The 18,206-nt window shown below is 61.9% G+C and carries 15 protein-coding genes and 1 riboswitch; of the genes, 10 read left to right on the top strand and 5 right to left on the bottom strand.

From position 1 onward, the window contains the following. Positions 1-108: 108 nt before the first annotated feature. Entirely contained in the window at positions 109-1,041 is a 933-nt protein-coding gene (locus DN745_RS19165; protein WP_133621737.1) for a hypothetical protein, read from the bottom strand. Between the two features lie 244 nt (positions 1,042-1,285). Between DN745_RS19165 and DN745_RS03465 the strand changes: the two genes are divergently transcribed. Further along, the gene (locus DN745_RS03465) at positions 1,286-1,900 is read left to right on the top strand and encodes a hypothetical protein (RefSeq protein ID WP_111332216.1); all 615 of its coding nucleotides are present in this window, start codon (positions 1,286-1,288) and stop codon (positions 1,898-1,900) included. Positions 1,901-1,984: 84 nt separating this feature from the next. Further along, positions 1,985-2,091: riboswitch (TPP riboswitch) on the top strand. A 58-nt stretch (positions 2,092-2,149) separates the two neighbouring features. Further along, positions 2,150-2,926 (top strand): 3-oxoacyl-ACP reductase, encoded by a 777-nt coding sequence (locus DN745_RS03460; protein ID WP_111332214.1) that lies wholly within the window; start codon positions 2,150-2,152, stop codon positions 2,924-2,926. Positions 2,927-3,012: 86 nt separating this feature from the next. Here DN745_RS03460 and DN745_RS03455 read toward each other — a convergent pair whose 3' ends face one another. After that, a complete protein-coding gene (locus DN745_RS03455; RefSeq protein WP_162687427.1) occupies positions 3,013-4,089 on the bottom strand; it encodes a polyprenyl synthetase family protein in 1,077 nt (358 codons plus the stop codon). A 137-nt stretch (positions 4,090-4,226) separates the two neighbouring features. On the opposite strand from DN745_RS03455, the gene DN745_RS03450 reads away from it, so the two are divergent. The 8 genes from DN745_RS03450 (at position 4,227) to DN745_RS03415 (ending at position 13,888) form a co-directional block, all read left to right on the top strand. After that, the gene (locus tag DN745_RS03450; protein ID WP_204355077.1) at positions 4,227-5,192 is read left to right on the top strand and encodes a 1,4-dihydroxy-2-naphthoyl-CoA synthase; all 966 of its coding nucleotides are present in this window, start codon (positions 4,227-4,229) and stop codon (positions 5,190-5,192) included. Positions 5,193-5,222: 30 nt separating this feature from the next. Beyond that, positions 5,223-6,590: an isochorismate synthase gene (locus DN745_RS03445; protein WP_111332210.1), complete on the top strand. Its 1,368-nt coding sequence runs from the start codon at positions 5,223-5,225 to the stop codon at positions 6,588-6,590. Continuing rightward, positions 6,587-8,452: a 2-succinyl-5-enolpyruvyl-6-hydroxy-3-cyclohexene-1-carboxylic-acid synthase gene (gene menD / locus DN745_RS03440; RefSeq protein WP_162687426.1), complete on the top strand. Its 1,866-nt coding sequence runs from the start codon at positions 6,587-6,589 to the stop codon at positions 8,450-8,452. Before DN745_RS03445 ends, menD begins: the two co-directional genes overlap by 4 nt. Before the next feature lie 55 nt (positions 8,453-8,507). Beyond that, positions 8,508-9,419, top strand: a complete 912-nt coding sequence (locus DN745_RS03435) for a 1,4-dihydroxy-2-naphthoate polyprenyltransferase (protein ID WP_111332206.1) — start codon at positions 8,508-8,510, stop codon at positions 9,417-9,419. Continuing rightward, on the top strand, positions 9,419-10,594 hold the full coding sequence (gene menC, locus DN745_RS03430; RefSeq protein ID WP_111332204.1) for an o-succinylbenzoate synthase: 1,176 nt from the start codon (positions 9,419-9,421) through the stop codon (positions 10,592-10,594). Before DN745_RS03435 ends, menC begins: the two co-directional genes overlap by 1 nt. Beyond that, positions 10,591-12,111, top strand: coding sequence for an o-succinylbenzoate--CoA ligase (gene menE / locus DN745_RS03425; RefSeq protein ID WP_111332202.1), 1,521 nt, complete (start codon positions 10,591-10,593; stop codon positions 12,109-12,111). The genes menC and menE overlap by 4 nt, the downstream gene beginning before the upstream one ends. A 60-nt stretch (positions 12,112-12,171) precedes the next feature. Next, positions 12,172-13,104, top strand: a complete 933-nt coding sequence (gene aroF / locus DN745_RS03420) for a 3-deoxy-7-phosphoheptulonate synthase (RefSeq protein ID WP_111332200.1) — start codon at positions 12,172-12,174, stop codon at positions 13,102-13,104. A 91-nt stretch (positions 13,105-13,195) separates the two neighbouring features. Continuing rightward, on the top strand, positions 13,196-13,888 hold the full coding sequence (locus DN745_RS03415; protein WP_111332198.1) for a ubiquinone/menaquinone biosynthesis methyltransferase: 693 nt from the start codon (positions 13,196-13,198) through the stop codon (positions 13,886-13,888). Between the two features lie 89 nt (positions 13,889-13,977). Here the strand turns inward: DN745_RS03415 and DN745_RS03410 are convergent, their stop codons facing one another. The 3 genes from DN745_RS03410 to DN745_RS03400 form a co-directional block, all read right to left on the bottom strand. Beyond that, positions 13,978-14,658 (bottom strand): hypothetical protein, encoded by a 681-nt coding sequence (locus DN745_RS03410; RefSeq protein WP_133621736.1) that lies wholly within the window; start codon positions 14,656-14,658, stop codon positions 13,978-13,980. A gap of 118 nt (positions 14,659-14,776) precedes the next feature. Next, a complete protein-coding gene (locus DN745_RS03405; RefSeq protein WP_133621735.1) occupies positions 14,777-15,469 on the bottom strand; it encodes a hypothetical protein in 693 nt (230 codons plus the stop codon). Positions 15,470-15,631: 162 nt separating this feature from the next. Continuing rightward, on the bottom strand, positions 15,632-17,938 hold the full coding sequence (locus DN745_RS03400; protein WP_111332192.1) for an RCC1 domain-containing protein: 2,307 nt from the start codon (positions 17,936-17,938) through the stop codon (positions 15,632-15,634). Positions 17,939-18,206 lie beyond the last annotated feature (268 nt).

Raw genomic sequence — 18,206 nt, 5'->3', positions numbered from 1 at the left:
AGGTTAAGCCAGGCCCTTCGCTGCACCTCGGCTTGAGGCAAAATCAGCGGGCAGATAAGTCACCGCAATTCAAAAACCAGCGATCTCAATACGCCAAAATTGATTCACTTAAAATGCTGTTCCGGCGGCCGGCGCGACATCAAATTCGGCCATGCCTTCCACACGGGAGCGCGCGTTCTTTACCAGCGAGAAGCGCTCAAAGCTCTGGTTGCTCAGCGCGCGGATCGCGTACTCAATGGTGTCGGAGCTATCGACCGCGCCCGGGTTAATCTCCAGGGCAATCACCCCCTCGGAGGCCCAGCGAACGCTGACCTTTTTGACGACATCAAGGCTCTCCAAAAACGCGACAACCTCCTGAAGTGTCTCGGCATTCTCGGCGTTTCTCAGCCCAATATAGCGCTCCTCTTCTTGCACTCCAACAGGCCCGGCGCCGCGACTTACGCTCGCCGCGACCAGGGTCCCGAGCGCCCGGCTCAGCTCCTCGCGCGCCTGGGTCAGGCCGTCGTCGCCCAGAGCAGCGAAGACCTCACGCTCCACCGTAAAACGCTGCTGGGGCGAGGCGCCCGATTCGGCCGCCATCAATTGCAGCTCGGCGTAGGCCGACACCCGGCGCAACCCAAGCGCATCAATCGGCTCGGCCAGCGAATAGGTCACCGTCCCGACGAGCACCTTCTTTGCGCCCACGAGCTCACCGAGCGTCGCGGCGTTGGCCGTGGAGAGCCCCGGGCGCCGGTAGATCTTACTGATCTGGACCTTTCCGGTGGGCGCCAAAACGCCGACCTTTTTTTGCCCCAGGACCTCGTGGATGATCTTATCTGACGGCGACCAATTTGGTGCGGCAGGCTGCGCCCACCAATAATTGAGCGTGGGCGCCTGGGCATCATTAAACCCGCCGTCCACCCGTTCGGTGATCAGCAACAGAAGATCATTTGCCGGCTTTGGGGCCTGGGCGCTGGCCACCGACGCCATCATCTGCGCCGCCAGCACCACCAACCCGATCCGCATCATTTTAGACACCCTGCTCATCGTACGACTCAGCATTTATAACTCGATGAAATAATAATTTTCTTAAAAGCACGCGCATCGCACGCTCAACCCCAGCTTAGGCCAGAATTGCCTCTTTGGCCAAAAAACAACAAGCCCGGGCTCGCCTCATATCTATTTCCAGGCGTTCGCGCTGGATTTGAATAATTATCATGGCTCGACGTCTATACCCTATACTGCATTTGCGATAGAACTTCGGAAGAAATAACCGACCACCACCCAATTTTTCGATGGAGAAATGATGCGTAAAAAATCTCATCTTTTTATCTATTTATTTGCGGCGCTTGCCATTGGACTCAGCGGTTGCGGCGACGACGGCGATAGCACCAATAATGACAACGGGGGCAGCAGCGCCAGCAATAATAGTGGCAACGGCGGCGACAGGCCATCAGACTCCAGCATGGGTAGCGTCACGCTAAACTTAAGCGGCGAGGTCAGCGCAAGCCGTGCGGGTTTCGCAGACTTTAGCGAGATGGATTTCGGCCCCACCCAGACCTGGGAGTTGTCCATGAACGACATCTCTCCCCAGACCTTTAGCCTCACCCTTATGGCAATCTCGGATACCGCCACCCGGCCAAGCCCGGGCGAGTATATCATCGGCGCCGCCAGCAACGATCCGGGGCAATTCCAGGCGGTCTACACCCATATCGAAGATGGCGATTTCGTCAACGCGGTTGAATACACCTCTCAACGCTCCGGCGGCGGCGTCTTAAAGATCGAAACCTCGACCGACGCCAAGGTCAGCGGCACCTTTGAGTTCACCGCCGACCGCTACGCGGAGCCGATGGACGCAACCCCCGCCGGCACAATCCAGGTGACCGGCAGCTTCGAAGCGACCCCGCGACAGTCGCTCTGATATCGCCTACTCCCACCTACGGCGAGGCGCGCACAAGCGGGCCGCCTCGCCGATTGAACCCACCGCATATCTGCGCTAAGTTCCTCGCGTGACACGGGGTGTCCCGCGGCCAACCGGCTGTGCGGGCTGAGATAATACCCGTCGAACCTGATCCAGTTCATACTGGCGAAGGGATGTCTGCCCTACCGGCTCGCGGCGCGTTGCGCCCGCGCATACCTTCGCCTCCCACAACCATGAGAGGCAAAGAAGATGACGCATTCAAAACACACATTCGACAATCAATTGGTCCTGGTCACCGGCGGCGCTCGGGGGCTCGGCGAGCATCTGGTGCGCGCGTTTTTGCGCGAGGGTGCCCGTGTCGTGATCAACTATTTTAAGAGCTCAGACGCGGCCGCCGCGTTGGCCGCCGAGGCGCCGGAGCGAGCGTTGGCCGTGCAGGCGGATGTGCGCGACAAGGCCGCGGTCGAGAAGCTCTTCGCCGAGGCGCAGGCGCATTTTGGCATGCCGATCACGACCGTGGTCAATAACGCGTTGCCGGCGTTTTCCTTCAACGGCGACGCGCGTCCGCACGCGGATCAATTGAGCTGGGAGAATATGAACCAGCAGCTCGACGGTATCGTGCGTGGGTCGCTCAATACCACCCAAGCCGCGCTTGCCGGGATGCGCGAATTGGGCTTCGGGCGCATCATCAACGTCGGGACCAACCTCTTCCAGAACCCGGTGGTCCCGTACCATGACTATACCGCGGCAAAGGCTGCGCTCTTGTCGCTGACGCGTACGATGTCCCAGGATCTTGGGCCGGACGGAATCACGGTCAATATGGTGTCCGGAGGGCTGCTTCGCACGACCGATGCGTCGGCCGCGACGCCCGAGGCTGTCTTTGATTTTATCGCGGGAGCGACGCCGCTCCGCCGCGTCACGACGCCGGCTGAATTTGCCGACGCGGCCCTCTTCTTCGCCTCGCCGTGGGCGCGATCGGTCACTGGTCAAAACCTGGTGGTCGATGGCGGCCTGGTCAAAAACTAAGCTCGCCTCATGAGCACAAAAAAGCCTCGCCGGTGAGTTCACTCACGGGCGAGGCTTTTCTGCGTAAGGGCAATCAATTCAAGCACTTAGAGGAACCCGCGAAGGCTCATCGCGAAGCCCGCGATCTCACGACCGCCGGGGCGGGTGGCGTATTCGCCGAGCGCTTCGAGGGCGCTGTCGATCTCGAGGCGAAGCGCGGCTTGCGTGGCCTCGAGGGCGCCGGATTCGAGCAATTGCTGGCCGGCAGACTCGACGTCGTCTTCCGAGATTTCTTCGCTCGCCCAGAGCTCCTCGAAGCGCGCGCGGGTCTCGGGCGAGGCGTTCATCGCCCAGACCAGCGGATAGGCCGGCGTGCGGGTGCGAATATCGGTGAAGCGATGCTTACCGACGTCTGCGCCCGTGAGGTCTTTGAGGTCATCGGCGAGTTGGAAGGCCACGCCGAGGTGGTGTCCGCAGCGGTGTAGACGCTCGGCGATATCCGATTTGCCGGCGCGCATCGCGGGAGTCGACCCGCACCAGCCAAAGAGGATCCCGGTCTTGCCGTCGGCGATCGCGTGCCAGGTTTCTTCGGTGACATCGGTCTGCGCGCGAGACTGCACCTCGAGCACCAGGGAGTGGGTCATCTGACCGACGACCTTCAGGCCCAGCGACATGAAGTTCATGCCGTACGGCTCGAGCATCTGCAGGCCCTTGACCAGCATCGCGTCACCGCCGAGCACCGCGATGCAATTGCCCCAGTTGGCGTTGACGCTCGGGAGCCCGCGGCGAAGCGTGGCCTCGTCGAGCACGTCGTCGTGCATCAAGCTGGCGGTGTGGATAAGTTCGGCGACGACCGCAAAGTCGACCAGCGCCGCGAACTCTTCCTGGGCGCCCGGACCGTCACTGAAGAGATCGCCTTCGGACAGCGCCCGGGCGAAATACCAGAGCAGTCGAGGCCGCGCACGCTTGGCAGCGTCGGCCAGCGTCAGATGCGTGGACGCCTCGCTGAGCAATTCGCCTGCGGAATCCGCATCTTCCCCGAGCAAAAGCGCCTCACGAAGGCGCCGCTCGACCGCCGCAACAAACCCGGCCTCGCTCGCACCAAAGGTCGGTTCTGCCCCCTGCTCAACAGGCAGTCCCGCGGGTGAAAACGATGAATTTTTTAGCGCCGATGCATCAGTCATAAAAAGCCACATTTATTGAGTTTAATGAGTTCAAGACGCCTTGAACTTTGCGCCAAAGATGCTAAACCGGGTATTGGAAGGCGTCAAGAGTGACCTTTTGAATCGCACCCCAACCTCGATAAATCCCCGAGAAAATTATGGCAACCACCAATCAAGCTTCAGAAAAAAACAAATCTCTGGATACCAAGGTCTCTGAGATCTTCGATCCCTCCGCGTGGCGGGCGGTCGAAGGGTTTGACTTTGAAGACATCACCTACCACCGCGCCATCGAAACCGACGCCGACGGAAATATTCGCCCCAAGGGCACCGTGCGCATCGCTTTTAACCGGCCGGAGTGCCGCAACTCCTTCCGCCCGCAGACGGTCGACGCCCTTTATCAGGCGCTCGAGCATGCCCGATGCGACTCGGGCGTGGGCTGCGTCTTGATCACCGGAAACGGCCCCTCGGCCAAAGACGGCGGCTGGGCTTTCTCCGCTGGCGGCGATCAATCCGTGCGCGGAAAAGACGGCTATAAATACGATGGCGCTTCAGGGCAAGCCCCGACTGCGCTTGGGCGCCTGCATATCCTCGAAGTTCAGCGCTTGATTCGCTTTATGCCCAAGGTCGTCATCGCGGTGGTGCCGGGCTGGGCGGTCGGCGGCGGGCATAGCCTGCACGTGGTCTGCGATATGACCATCGCCAGCCGTGAGCACGCGATCTTCAAACAAACCGACCCCGACGTCGCAAGCTTTGACGCCGGCTACGGCTCCGCCCTGCTCGCCCGTCAGGTTGGTCAGAAACGCGCCCGCGAGATCTTCTTTTTAGGCAAAAACTATAGCGCCGAAGAAGCTCTGCAGATGGGCATGGTCAACGAAGTCGTCGACCACGCCGACCTTGAGAAGCGCGCGCTGGAGATGGGTGATATCATCAACTCCAAGAGCCCGACCGCGATGCGGATGCTTAAATACGCGTTCAATATGCCCGACGAAGGCATCGTCGGGCAGCAGCTTTTCGCAGGCGAAGCGACGCGCCTGGGCTACGGAACCGACGAGGCCCAAGAGGGTCGCAACGCCTTCCTTGAGAAGCGTCCGCAGGATTTCTCAAAATTCCCGTGGCATTATTGATCATTTCCCCGCCGTGAAGGCCTGAGGATTATGGCGAACGACCGCAACGAAAAGACATCGACCCACGACTGCGCCGCCTCGGCGCAGCCCGATAGCCCGATGCCTGCGCGCCTATCGGCCGCGTTCCGAACGGTCGATTGCGAAGACCTCCGCGTTGTCTTCGCCCGCTCCGCCACGCTCGCGCGCTCGTATTATCGAAGCACCGCCGCCGGTGACCAACTCCTAGGGCTTGGCGTCGCGGCCAGCGCGCGCGCGGGCGAGCAGGACTCCATCGCCTCGCGATTTGGGGCGCTGCGCGACGCGCTCACCGACGCCGACACGCTCGCCCACCAGGATAAGATCCGCCTGCTGGGCTGGAGCGCGTTTGACCCCGAATACGCCCGGGATCCAGCGAGTAGTTGGGCCGGCTACGCCCGCCGCGAGATCTATCTGCCCGAGATATTGCTGCGCCGAAAAGACGGCAAAACCAGCGCGCTGATCATCGGCGAGGCAGATAAACTCGAAGCGATCTGGCAGCGTTGGGAGGCGCTGCTGGCGGCGGCAGCGCGCGACCATCGGAGCGGTCGCCTGGGCTTCACAACCACCCAATCCGCAGATCACCTCTGGCTCGACCGCGACACCTTTTGCTACGGCGTCGAGCGCGTCACCAAAGATCACGTCGCCCCCAAGGTCGTCCTGGCGCGCCGCGTCCGTCTGGATATGACGCAGTCCATCGATCTTCGGGCCGCCCTACAACTTCTCTCGGAGTCCTATCCGACCTGCACCCGCTTTGCGATCTCGTCGCCCGAAAACGAGGATTATCCGGTATTTTTCGGCGCGACGCCCGAGCGCCTCGCCCAGGTCAAAGACGGCGAGGTTCATACGATGGCGCTCGCTGGCACCGCGAAGGCGAACGAGGGCGACGCCCTGCTGAACAAACCCAAAGAACTCGAAGAGCATCAATTCGTGGTTGATATGATCCTCGACTCGCTGGCGCCCTATTGCAGCGAGTTGACGAGCGACCCGACGCCGAAGATCAAACGTCTGACCAATGTGTCGCATCTTTTGAGCGATATCTCCGGGAGACTAAAACCCGGCGTGGGCCTGGCCGAAGTCGTCGACGCCCTGCACCCAACCCCTGCGGTTTGCGGCACACCGCGAAAGCTCGCCCGCGAGCTCATCGCCCAATTTGAAGGCTTCGACCGCGGCCTCTACGCCGGCACGTTCGGCTGGATGGACCTTGAGGGGAACGGCGAGTTTGACGTCGCCCTTCGCTGCGCGCTGGCCGGAGACACCCAGGCGCTGCTCTTCGCTGGTGCCGGTATCACCCGCGACAGCGATATCGAGCTGGAATGGACCGAAACCCGCGCAAAATTCGAGCCGCTCCTGCGCGCCCTCGCAGCCATGGTTTTAGGATGACCTCTTCCACCCAAACCCGCCCCGCCCAGACCGACGCCCTGTTGGCGCCCAATATCAACACGCTCTGGTCGCGGGCGTTGATCGACGAGCTCGCGCGCTGCGGGCTTCGCGATATCTGCATCTCCCCCGGCTCGCGCTCCACGCCGCTGGTGGTCCAGGCCTTCGAGCATCCCGATATTCGCGATATCTCGATCGTCGACGAGCGCTCCGCGGCGTTCTTCGCCCTCGGCCTGGCCAAAGCCACCGGCCGCCCCGTGGCGCTTATCTGCACCTCGGGCACCGCCGCCGCGAATTATTTTCCGGCCGTATGTGAGGCCAGCGAGGCCGATATCCCGCTGATTATTCTGAGCGCCGACCGGCCCGCCGATCTTCACGATTGCGGCGGCTCGCAGACGATGGACCAGCATAAGCTCTTCGGCGACCGCATCCGCTGGTTCCACGGCTTCGCCCAACCCGAGGCGACTGCCTCCAAACTGACATATTTGCGCAGCATCGCCTGCCGCGCATTTACCCACGCGAAGTCCGGGCCGGTGCACCTGAATATCCCGTTCCGAAAACCACTTGAGCCCATCGAAGTCCCGGCGAGCAGCCCCGACTTTGTGCCGACCGAGCTGGCAAAAACGGCGCCCGTCGCCACGATGGGGCGCCCGGACGGCCGCCCCTATTTACAGATCTCAACCGGGCTGAGCGCGCCGGACTCGGCGACGATTTCTGCCCTGCTGGGGCGGCTGAAGACCACGAAGCGGCCGATGATTTTAGCCGGCGCCGACGAGCGCGGCGCCTATTATCGCGACGCGCTTCGCGACTTCGCCGAGAATATCGGCGCGCCGATCTTTGCCGAGCCGACCTCGGCGATGCGCCATTGGAATGAGCGTGGGCCAAATATTTTGAGCGCCGGTGACCTGCTCTTTTCGAGCCCGCCCTATACGGCGTATTCGCCCGATGAGACGCCGGACCTTATCATCCGCACCGGGCGCGCGCCGCTTTTGTGGGCGCTGCAAAAATGGTTGCGAAATCTCGACGGGGTCGAGCAAATCGTGGTCGGCCCGACGCTCGACCTCAACGACCCGGAGCATTTCGCGGCCCAGCAAATAAGCTGCGATGAGCGCAACTTCTTCGAGGCGCTTAACGCGCGGCTGGCCGACGGCTCTCAAACCATCTCGGGTTCACCGCGTTGGGTTGACACCCATCGCCAACGCGACACCGTCGCGGCCGACACCCTCAGCACCCAACTCCTTGATATTACTCAGCTAAACTCGGCGAGCATCTGGGATACGCTGGGACAGGAGTTGCCGGAGGGAGCGGGGATCTTTGTGTCGAATAGCATGTCGACGCGCCACCTCGACACCTATATGTGCCGCGCAAACGCTACGCTCGACGTGCATTTTAACCGGGGCCTAAATGGCATCGACGGCATCATCGCGACCGGCCTGGGCCTGGCGATGGGCCGACAATACGAAGCCCCGAATGACGCCGCGCCCACGGTGATCGTCATCGGCGATGTCGCCCTTCGACACGACCTCAGCGCGCTACTTTTGGCCGCCGAGATCGGGGTCGAGGCTACCGTGCTGGTGGTCGACAACGCCGGCGGCGCCATCTTCGACTATCTGCCGATTACAAAATTCGAGAAGGTGCACGAGCGCCATTTCACCACCGCCCCGCCGCTGTCGGTCGAGGCGATGCTCCCGGGCGCCATCACCCGGCTCGAGGCCAATACCAGCGAGGCGTTGAAAGAGGCGCTCAACGAATCGTTCGGCACCCCGGGATTGCAAGTCATCCACGTGAAAATCGATCCCGAGTTCGATAAGCAGACCACCGACGCCCTGCGAAAGCGCGTCGGTGCGGCCATCGCGTCTCATTGAATCACGATTAATTAATTTTAAGACTCCTTTTTTTGTCGTTTGGATAGCAGTAAATATGTCCACCGCCCCCACATCCCGCCCGTCGACCGTCCAAGCCTGGATCATGGCTTCTCGCCCCAAAACCATGGCGGCGGCCATCGTCCCCGTATTGGTGGGTAGCGCGCTGGCGTATGCTGCCGGCAAATTTGCTCTTCTCCCTGCGCTGGCCGCATTGATCGGGGCGAGCCTGATTCAGATCGGGACGAATTTCGCGAACGATTATTTCGACGATAAAAAGGGCGCCGATACCGAGGACCGCCTCGGGCCGACGCGCGTCGTCCAGGCCGGGATCATCTCGGCCACAAAGGTGCGAAACGCCACGGCTCTGACCTTCGCCCTGGCGGCGCTCGTCGGCGTCTATCTTATCTGGGTGGCGGGCTGGCCCATCGTCGTCATCGGCATCGCGTCGATCCTGTCGGGCATCGCCTACACCGGCGGCCCGTATCCGCTGGGCTATAACGGGTTGGGCGATATCTTCGTCTTTATCTTCTTCGGCCTCATCGCCGTGAGCGCGACCTATTTTGTGCAGGCGCTTGAGTGGTCGACGCTGTCGTTTGTCGCCGCGATCCCCATCGGATTTTTGTCGACGGCCATCCTCGTGGTCAATAATTATCGCGATATGGACACCGACCGCGTCGTCGGCAAGAACACCCTTGCGGTGCGCTTCGGCGGGCGCGCCGCGCGCGCGCAATACGCGATTTTGATGCTCGCCTCCTACGCGATTCCGCCGCTGCATATCGCGTTTTTCGGCGCCAACGCCTGGGTGCTCCTGCCCTTGCTGACGCTGCCGCTGGCGATTGTTCGCGTGCGCGCCATCGGGCAAAAGACCGGGCGCGAGCTCAACCCGCTGCTGGGCCAAACCGCGCAATTGCTTATTATTTTCGGCATCTTATACACGATCGGCATCGCGCTCTCGGGGGGCATTTGATGAGCACGATTCGCAGCCAGGCATTCGAGCTTGCGCGCCTCGACTTCAGCGCGATTGAGCTAGAGCTGACGCGCCCCTTTGTGACGTCGCGAAAGACGATCACGCGGCGTGAGGTCATCGTGCTGCGCGCGACGATTCAGGTCGACGGTGCGTCGGTGATGGGTTACGGGGAAGTCGCGCCGCTGCCGGGCTGGAGCGACGAGACCGTGGCGGATTGCGCTGCGATTTTGGAGGCGCTCGAGGGCGCTGTGAGCGTCGAATCCATCGAGAACCTCGACGCGGCCCTCCCCCAGATTGGCAAATATCCGACGCTTCGATTTGGCGTTGAACTGGCGCTTTTGGATGCCCTCGCGCGCCATAAAAAAACGACGATTGCGCAGCTAATTTACGAGCGATTCAGCCCCGAGGTGGTCGGCGATTTGCCGACCGCCATCGCGCTTCAGAGCACCGTCGGCGCGGTGGCGCTCGACGCGCTTTTGGAGCACGCGACCCTCGCGCGCCAAGAAGGCTACGAAGTCCTGAAGGTCAAGGTCGGCGCCGACCCGCTGCACGATGACATCGCCAAAATCGCCACCCTCTGCGCCCTCGCCCCGGAGCTCAAGTTGCGCCTGGACGCAAACGGCGCGTGGTCGGTCGCCGAGGCCCTGGGCATCACCCACACCATCGCGCGCGACTTCCCGACCGACGGCATCGACCTCGTCGAGCAACCGGTCGCCGTCGAAGATTTCGACGACTTCCTCACCCAATTCGCCGCCCAAGCCGAGCAACGAGGCGCCTCCTCCAACCTGGCCATTGCGGCCGATGAGAGCGCGGATTCCTACACGGCCTGCGCGCGATTGATCGAGGGGGGCGCGATGCGCGCCGTCGTCCTCAAACCCTCGACCCTCGGCGGCCTTTTGCCGAGCGCGAAGCTCATCGCCCTGGCGATCGAGAACGACGTGCGCGTGGTCCTGAGCAATCTTATCGCCTCCGCGATTGGACGCCGCGCGGTCGCCCAGCTCGCCGCTGCCTTCCCGCAGGTCGCAGGCCCGCACGGCCTCGCCACCGGCGGGTGGTTTCGCGAAGACACCGCGCCCGACGCCGACCGCATCGAAGGCGCGAAGTTTATCCTCAGCGGCGCCCACGGCCTGGGATTTGTGCCGACCGTCGCCTTCACTTCGACCGAGGGAGCATGATGAGACCGTGGCTCGCGCAACGATGGATTGACCGAGGTGACACGCTCGCGCTGCGCGCCGGCGACGTCGCGCTCACCTATGCCGAGCTCGCCGGTGAGGCCCAGCGCCGCGCGATCGCCCTGCAAGAGCGCGGGGTTGCGCGTGGTTCACGGGTCGGCATCCTGACCTCGCCAGATTCCCAGAATAGCCTCGATTTTGTCTTCTGGGCGCACGCGATTTTGTGGGTGGGCGCGACACTTGTTCCCCTGCACTCGAAGGCGAGCGCGGCCGAATTGGATATCCAGCTCTCGAAGATCGCGCTGGAGCTATTGCTCGTGGACGACGCGGGTCGCCTCGCTGAGTTGAAGCATCCGCCGACAAATATCCTTGATTTTAGCGCGCCCATCGCGCCGCTTGGAAGCGAATGCCTGCCCGCGCAAATCAACGGCGAAGATACCATGACGGTGCTCTTCACCTCGGGCACCAGCGGCCACGCCAAGGCGGTGCCGCTGAGCGTTCAAAATCATCAGGCCAGCGCAAGCGCGTCGTCGATGCGCCTGGGGCTGTGCGAAGATGACCACTGGCTCTGCTGCCTGCCGCTATGCCACGTCGGCGGATTGGCCATCATGCTGCGAAGCGCGATCTACGGAACCTCGTTTGAGCTGATGCCGGGATTCTCGGCCCCCGAGGTCCTCGCGCTCCTCGCCGAGCAGCGCGTGACCCTGGCCTCATTTGTGCCGACGATGCTCTATCGCTTGCTCGACGAAGCCGATGCTGATATCCGCACCCGGTTGCGCGCAGTGCTCATCGGCGGCGGTCCGATGGACGCGGAGCTCTTGCGCGAGGCACACCGCCGAGGCATCCCGGCGCTGCCGACCTACGGCATGACCGAAATGGGCTCTCAAATCGCGACGCTGTCGCCGCACGAGACCCGCCAGCGCACACCCGGTGGCGACGACCGATTTGACACCGCAGGGACGCCACTGGACGGCGTCACGATTCGCATCGAAGCCGAGGATGGCAGCGCGTGCGCGGCCGGCGAGGTCGGCCAAATTCGGGTGAGCGGCCCGATGCAAAGTCCGGGCTATTTGAGCACGGACGCGGACCCACCCGAGCATGATTTGCGATTTATCGACGGATGGTTTCACACCGGCGATATGGGTTGGCTCGACGCGGAGGGCTACCTTCATATCGAGCATCGCATCAGCGACCTGATCGTGAGCGGCGGCGAAAATGTCGACCCGACCGAAGTTGCGCGTGTGCTGCGCGGCGTTGACGGTGTAAGGGAACTTGCCGTGGTCGGCGTGGATGACCCGGAATGGGGCCAGGTCGTGGCGGCGGTTGTTGTCCGCAAGGACTCCAACGCCCCGACGGAGCCCCTATTACAGACGCTCAAACAAGCGTGCGCAGCCGAGTTGGCTCCCTTTAAAATACCGAGAAAATGGCGGTTTATCGACGAAATACCGCGGACCGCCACTTCAAAAACGAACCGACATCAAATAAGAGCACTCTTCGCCACTACTGACGGCGATAATTAGCTCAAAAACATACTTTTTTGCCGCATTATATAACGACTTATTTTTTACCCGAGAAAGCCTATGCTTGGCGACAATATCGCACCCACCAAACCCGCCGCAGAGCGTCGCGACGCAAAGCCCACCGACGCCAAAGCCACCCAGTCGACGCAATGCGAAGCCCAGGCGCCCACGCTCGGCGCTGAATTTCCGCGCGTCGGGCGCAATCTGCACCCGCAGGGTTCGACGGTCCGCATCGGCGACGTCGTCTTCGGCGCCAAAGACTTCGTGGTCATCGCCGGCCCCTGCGCCGTCGAGTCCCAGGAGTTGCTCGACGAAGCCGCGCGTGCGGTCGCTAAATCGGGCGCGCGCGTGCTGCGCGGCGGCGCGTTCAAACCGCGCACCTCGCCGGACTCCTTCCAGGGCCACGGCCTCGACGGCATCGCGATGCTTCGCCGCACCGCGACCGAGTTCAACCTGCCCTTCGTCACCGAAGTCATGTCGGCGCCGATGGTCCATGAACTCGAAGAGCGCGTCGACGCCTTCCAGATCGGCGCGCGCAATATGCAAAATTTCGCGCTGCTCGAGGCCGTCGGGCGCACCAAGATCCCGGTGCTCCTCAAGCGTAACTTCGGCGCCACGCTCAGCGAATGGCTGATGGCCGCCGAGTATATCGCCAAGGGCGGAAACGACCAGATCATCCTATGCGAGCGCGGCATCCGCAGCTTCGGCCAGGAGACCCGCTTCACGATGGATATCGCCGGGGCGATGTGGGCCAAGGAGCGCACGCATCTTCCGGTGATCGTCGACCCCTCGCACGCCATCGGCATCCCTACGTTGCTGGCAGGCGCGGTCGCAGCCACCGCCGCGGCCGGCCTCGACGGGGCCATGGTCGAGGTTCACCCGCAGCCCAACCGTGCGCTTTGCGACGCCGACCAGGCCCTCACGCCGCACGAATTCGACGCCCTGATGGCCGCGGTCACGCCGGTCGCGCACGCCGTGGGCCGGGCCATTTGAGCCTATTTCGCGACGCCGAGGGCCAACGAAACGCCCCCGGCGCCGCGCATCCATATCTTTTGAAGCAATATCGAAACCGATAGGAGAAATCATGTCCGCTGAAGTCAATCAGATGTTCTCGCGCATCGCCGACCGCTATGACCGCGCGAACCGCTTTATCTCGATGGGCACCGATCAGGGCGTGCGGCGAAAAGCCGTGAAACTCTCGGGGGCCAAGCGCGGCGAAGATGTACTGGACTGCGCCGCTGGCACGGGCGACTTGACCCTGCAATTTCACGATATCGTCGGCCCTAACGCGCGCGTTGTGGGCACCGATTTCAACGCCGATATGCTGTCGCACGCCGAGCGCAAATCGGCCAAGCAAGGCGCCGATATCGAGTGGCGAGTCGAGGATGCCCAGGACCTGAGCTTTGAAGACGCGTCCTTTGATATCGCGTCCATCGCCTACGGCATCCGCAACGTCGACCAGCCGCTGGTCGCGCTCAAAGAGATGGCGCGCGTGCTTCGCCCCGGCGGCCGCCTGGTCGTGCTCGAGTTCGGCCAGCCGCCGGCCATCCTGCGCCCCTTCTACCTCGCCTATAACCGCTGGGTTATCCCGACCATCGGGGGCATGGCCGGTGCCGATAAGAGCGCCTTCCAATACCTGCAGCGCACCTCCGACAACTTCCCCTACGGCGACGAATTCGTCGCGATGATTCGCGAGACCGGCTGCTTCGAGGAGAAGGTCGTCGCCAAGCCTGCGATGTTCGGCGTCAACTATATCTATGTGGCGACGCGCAAGTGATTTTTGGATTCAGATAACGCAAAAAAAGAGCGGCCCTTTCGGGCCGCTCTTTTTTTGCCAGCGCGCCGGCGATTAGTTACTTCCGCTGCTTATTGCGCCGCTTCTTCGGACATCACGACGATGACCTCAGCCTCTTCGCCGCGGTCCAGGGAGACGGTCTCGTCGCCCCGGTATACTTTTTCATCCGCGCCGTTGGCTTCGGCGATGACGGTGAAATCACCGGTGGTCTTGATATCGCCAAAGACCGTGAAGCCATCGCCACAGGAGAAGGTGTCGTTCTGAATCAAGAAGTCCGCGTCATCAAAGATCGACACAGATACCTCGGAGACGCCCACCGAATTGCACATCGCGCCACCGTCAAAGCGCCACTCAACCTTCACTTCGGCGGGCTTCGCGGTCAAAACCTGCTCCTTGGCGGAGCGCACTGAATCACTGACCACGGTGACCTTCGTCGACTCGGCGATGAAGATGGTGCGACTCTCGTCGTCGAGACCCAAGGCCGTCAGCGTATATTCTGCCGGGTCGATCTCCTCGATGAGCGCAGCGCCGTCGGTGCATGGGAAGAGATTATCGGTGGAGACGTCGTCTCGGGTCAATTGAATATTCACCTGCTCAACGCCGGAATCCTCGCAGCCTCGCGGGCTGGTCTTCCATGTGACCTCGAGCCCGCCGGGTCCGGTCGGCGCATCATCGCCGCAGCCAATGAGCACGCCCGAAAAACCTACCACCAGCGACAAGCCAACGACCCAATTCCGATTTCTGACTAGCATCTGCGTTCCTCTGCTCAAATTTTGGATACCTGAAAGAATATTTCTCAATATCAGCCTAGCGCAAGTGGTGCTTCAAAACCAACGGCCTAAATATGGGCCGTCTGAATTCAAAGTAGACTTAGTGCTCGCCGGTGCTTGGACGGGTGGTCTTGGGCTTTAATTCAACGCGAACATCCACGTTGATGCCGCGCTCGAGTTCAATCTCCTCGAAGCCGCTAAATTTAACTTCGCTATCGACGCTGCTCACCTCGACGATATAGTCGCCGGCGAAGAGGTCTCCGGCCGTGGCGCTGCCCGCGTCGCAGGAAACGCGAAAGCGCTCGTGCTCAAAGGACTGGTCGTCGTAAAAAGCGATCTCGAGCTTGGAGACGCCGTTGGCGCCGCAGACCAGCCCGTTTTCAAATCCCCAGACAACCTGGACCTCGGAGGGTTTGGCGGTCAGGCGAATCATCGAGGTGGTGTTGAGCTTCTCGGCGCTCACGGTGACCTTGCGCGGCTTCACCGAAAAAATCGGCCGTCCGACGTCGTTATTCCCGCTCACTTCGAGTTCGTAGGTCCCAGCCTCAATGCCGGAGAGGATGGCGCCGGAGTCGGTGCAACGAAAGCTCTCCTCATAGGTCTGGTACGCGCTCTGCAGGCTGACCTGCACGCGCTCGATATCCGCCCCCTCACACCCGAGCGGATTGACCTCCCACTCAAGCTGCAGGCTGCCGTCGCCCAGCGCATCGACCGGGTCTCCGCAACCAACCGAGGCGCCCACGGCACCCATCAAAATAAGACTAAAACACACACCTAAACGCCGAATAGACATCGTTTCCTCCATGAAAAAATCGTGACGCGCGTTCCCTCGCGCTCATTAACGCCGCCACTGTATCCGGAATCGCCTAAACGTCAAAAAAACCGAGCCGCCCGTGAGGGGGCGGCTCGGTTTCTCTTTCACCTCACTGGCGCCCTGGCGGGCGGCGGTGTCGAATCAATACGAGATTTTCACATCAAAGGGGATGAGACTCTCGTCGCGCGACAGCGCCGTGTTGCCAATCTGGCCGTCACGGTTACTGCCCCAGCATTGCAGGTTATTATCCTCGACAATCGCGCAGCTAAACTCATCGCCAAGCGACAGCGAGAACGGCACGGTCGAAGATTCCGCCCGCATCACATTACCGACGGAGTCGGCGTGCACGGCCCGCGGCGAGGTCCAAGAGTTCGTGGTGCCATCGCCGAGCTGACCCGTGGCGTTTCGGCCCATGCAAAAGACATTCGTCCTGGTCGGGTCGGCCTCGTCACTGCGCGCACAAATGTGATTGGCGCCTGCCGCGACATCGAGGTTGTTGCGGGTGTCCGATATCTGCAAGGGCGTAAGCTGCGCGCGGTCGATATAGGCCTTCGTAACCGGATACTCATCCCACTCACACTTATCTGTTACAGGATTTCTTCGCGTCGCTGGAGGTTGACACACATCATCAGCATCGGGATTTGCTGATTTCACGACCTTTCGATACCGCACAATCGGGTGACCCAGACCGATAGTCGGGAAGACTGCGCAATCATCGGCGCGGCGTCCATCGACCTCACAAATCAGGCTCTGGAAGGTCATCGCGCCCCAGCAAAACAGCTCGCCAGGCGCAGTGCGCGCGCAGGAGAAGTTATCGCCAGCGGTGATCTGAACCACATCGGACGGCAGCCCCACGACCGTGACCGGCGTCTTTTCACGCGCGGCTGTTCTCAGAACGTCCGGCTCTCGCACACCGACCGCGGTTCCACCCAGTTCCGGTGTGGTCGAAAGATTGGCGAGCTGACCGTAGTCGCCGCGCCCCCAACATTGCACGGAGCCGTCGTCGAGCAATGCGCAGTTATGGTAGGCGCCGGCGGCGATCATAGACACGCCAGAGGTGAGGCCGGTGACCTCGATCGGGACGCCGATTTTTGCCCCCAGCGTGATCTCATCGTTTCCGATTTGCCCGTCCCCACTGGCGCCCCAGCATTTCACGCCGCCATTGACCAGCGCGCAGGTATGTTCGTCACCGGTGACGACCTGGGTCGCCCCGGAGGTAACCGCCGCCAGGCCAGGCTTGCGCGCGTCGACCGTTGTGCCGATGCCGAGTTGACTCTCGGAGTTATCGCCCCAGCAGATGACCTTCTGGTCGTGGGTGAGCGCGCAGGTATGCCCGCCGCCGCTCGAAATCTGGGTGATGAGATCCAGGCCGGAGACGTCCACCGGGTTTTTTCGCTGCGTGGTGGAATCATCGCCGAGCTTTCCGCGGGTATTGTTGCCCCAACACTTTGCCTTGCCCGAGCCGAGCGCGCAGGCGTGGTTGGCGCCCAGCGACAGCCCTTCGACGCAGAAATAATTACAGTCGAGCGTGCCGCCGCAGCCGTCGTCGATCTGGCCACAGAGGGTCCCGCTCTCCTCGCAGGTGGTCGGGGTACATCCGCAGATATTATCGTCACCGCCGCCGCCGCAAGTATCAAAGGGCGTGGTGCAGACCAGCGACTCTTCGCCACAATCGAGGATGCGATCCGCGCCGCATTTATCGACGACCTGGGTTTCGCCGCACTCGAGGTTATTCTCGGCGCATAGCTCCGCCACCGTCGGCAGCGCGCAGCCGCATTGGTTCGGCGCGATGTCGCCACATTGGTCCGGCGCCACGCAGTCGCCACAGCTGCTGACGGTTCGCTCCACGCCGCAGCGGTCGGTTACGACCAACTCACCGCAGACCGCGGAGTTCTCGGCGCACAGCTCAGCGTCGGTCTGCGGCTCACAGCCACACTGGTTCGCGGCAAGCTCGCCGCAGGACTCGACCCCCGCACACTCACCGCAGCTCGCGACCGTGCGCTCGATGTTGCACCGGTCAGTCACTACCAACTCGCCGCATACCGCCGAGTTTTCGGCACACAACTCATCGTCAGTCTGCGGCGCGCATCCGCACAGATTCGCCTCGAGCGCACCACAGGAATCCGGCGCGTTGCACTCACCGCAGCTCTCGACGGTCCGCTCCACACCGCAGCTATCGGTCACCACCAACTCACCACAGGTCGCCGCGCTGGCGTCGCATAATTCCGCGTCGGTCTCCCCAACGCATTCCTCGACATCTTCTTCTGCGTCACCGGCATCGCCCGTATCGCCTGTCGACCCAAACCCGGCGTCGCTCGCCACGCTGACGCTGGGCCTTCCCGGCCCTGCGCTATCATCCTCATCCGCACAGCCCGGCTGCAACCCGAGCAGGCAGAACAGCCCGATCATCGCCAAGGGAAAGCTTGTCCATTTCTTTTGCATATTCATATTGGTCCATTCACTCGAAAATTATAATTTCGGCTTTTATATCATTAAGTAAGAACGTCGAGCGCCCGCGTCTATACGAGTGGCTCGGGCAATGTTCCCGCTGGAATTCGGTGAAATTAAGGCGAATCGGAACCCGAAGCATCACTCCAGCTTACTCGATGCGAAGCCCCCGAAGTTAGGCGTTTCGCGCAGCATCAAGGTATAGCACACCGCACGATTACCAAACAACAAAGCCCAGATAATCCACCCCATATAGAAGACGCAATGC

This window comes from Bradymonas sediminis (genome assembly GCF_003258315.1).
Taxonomy (GTDB): Bacteria; Myxococcota_A; Bradymonadia; order Bradymonadales; family Bradymonadaceae; genus Bradymonas; species Bradymonas sediminis.
The sequence above is the reverse complement of the archived record's forward strand: the minus strand, read 5'-3'. Positions and strand labels throughout refer to the sequence as shown.

What these genes read in the sequence shown, in the direction of transcription:
- menC (WP_111332204.1), top strand. Translation starts at nt 9,419, where the DNA reads ATGAGCACGATTCGCAGCCAGGCATTCGAGCTTGCGCGCCTCGACTTC.
- DN745_RS03410 (WP_133621736.1), bottom strand. Translation starts at nt 14,658, where the DNA reads ATGCTAGTCAGAAATCGGAATTGGGTCGTTGGCTTGTCGCTGGTGGTA.
- DN745_RS03445 (WP_111332210.1), top strand. Translation starts at nt 5,223, where the DNA reads ATGGCGAACGACCGCAACGAAAAGACATCGACCCACGACTGCGCCGCC.
- DN745_RS03460 (WP_111332214.1), top strand. Translation starts at nt 2,150, where the DNA reads ATGACGCATTCAAAACACACATTCGACAATCAATTGGTCCTGGTCACC.
- aroF (WP_111332200.1), top strand. Translation starts at nt 12,172, where the DNA reads ATGCTTGGCGACAATATCGCACCCACCAAACCCGCCGCAGAGCGTCGC.
- menD (WP_162687426.1), top strand. Translation starts at nt 6,587, where the DNA reads ATGACCTCTTCCACCCAAACCCGCCCCGCCCAGACCGACGCCCTGTTG.
- menE (WP_111332202.1), top strand. Translation starts at nt 10,591, where the DNA reads ATGATGAGACCGTGGCTCGCGCAACGATGGATTGACCGAGGTGACACG.
- DN745_RS03405 (WP_133621735.1), bottom strand. Translation starts at nt 15,469, where the DNA reads ATGTCTATTCGGCGTTTAGGTGTGTGTTTTAGTCTTATTTTGATGGGT.
- DN745_RS03450 (WP_204355077.1), top strand. Translation starts at nt 4,227, where the DNA reads ATGGCAACCACCAATCAAGCTTCAGAAAAAAACAAATCTCTGGATACC.
- DN745_RS03455 (WP_162687427.1), bottom strand. Translation starts at nt 4,089, where the DNA reads ATGACTGATGCATCGGCGCTAAAAAATTCATCGTTTTCACCCGCGGGA.
- DN745_RS03400 (WP_111332192.1), bottom strand. Translation starts at nt 17,938, where the DNA reads ATGAATATGCAAAAGAAATGGACAAGCTTTCCCTTGGCGATGATCGGG.
- DN745_RS19165 (WP_133621737.1), bottom strand. Translation starts at nt 1,041, where the DNA reads ATGCTGAGTCGTACGATGAGCAGGGTGTCTAAAATGATGCGGATCGGG.
- DN745_RS03415 (WP_111332198.1), top strand. Translation starts at nt 13,196, where the DNA reads ATGTCCGCTGAAGTCAATCAGATGTTCTCGCGCATCGCCGACCGCTAT.
- DN745_RS03435 (WP_111332206.1), top strand. Translation starts at nt 8,508, where the DNA reads ATGTCCACCGCCCCCACATCCCGCCCGTCGACCGTCCAAGCCTGGATC.
- DN745_RS03465 (WP_111332216.1), top strand. Translation starts at nt 1,286, where the DNA reads ATGCGTAAAAAATCTCATCTTTTTATCTATTTATTTGCGGCGCTTGCC.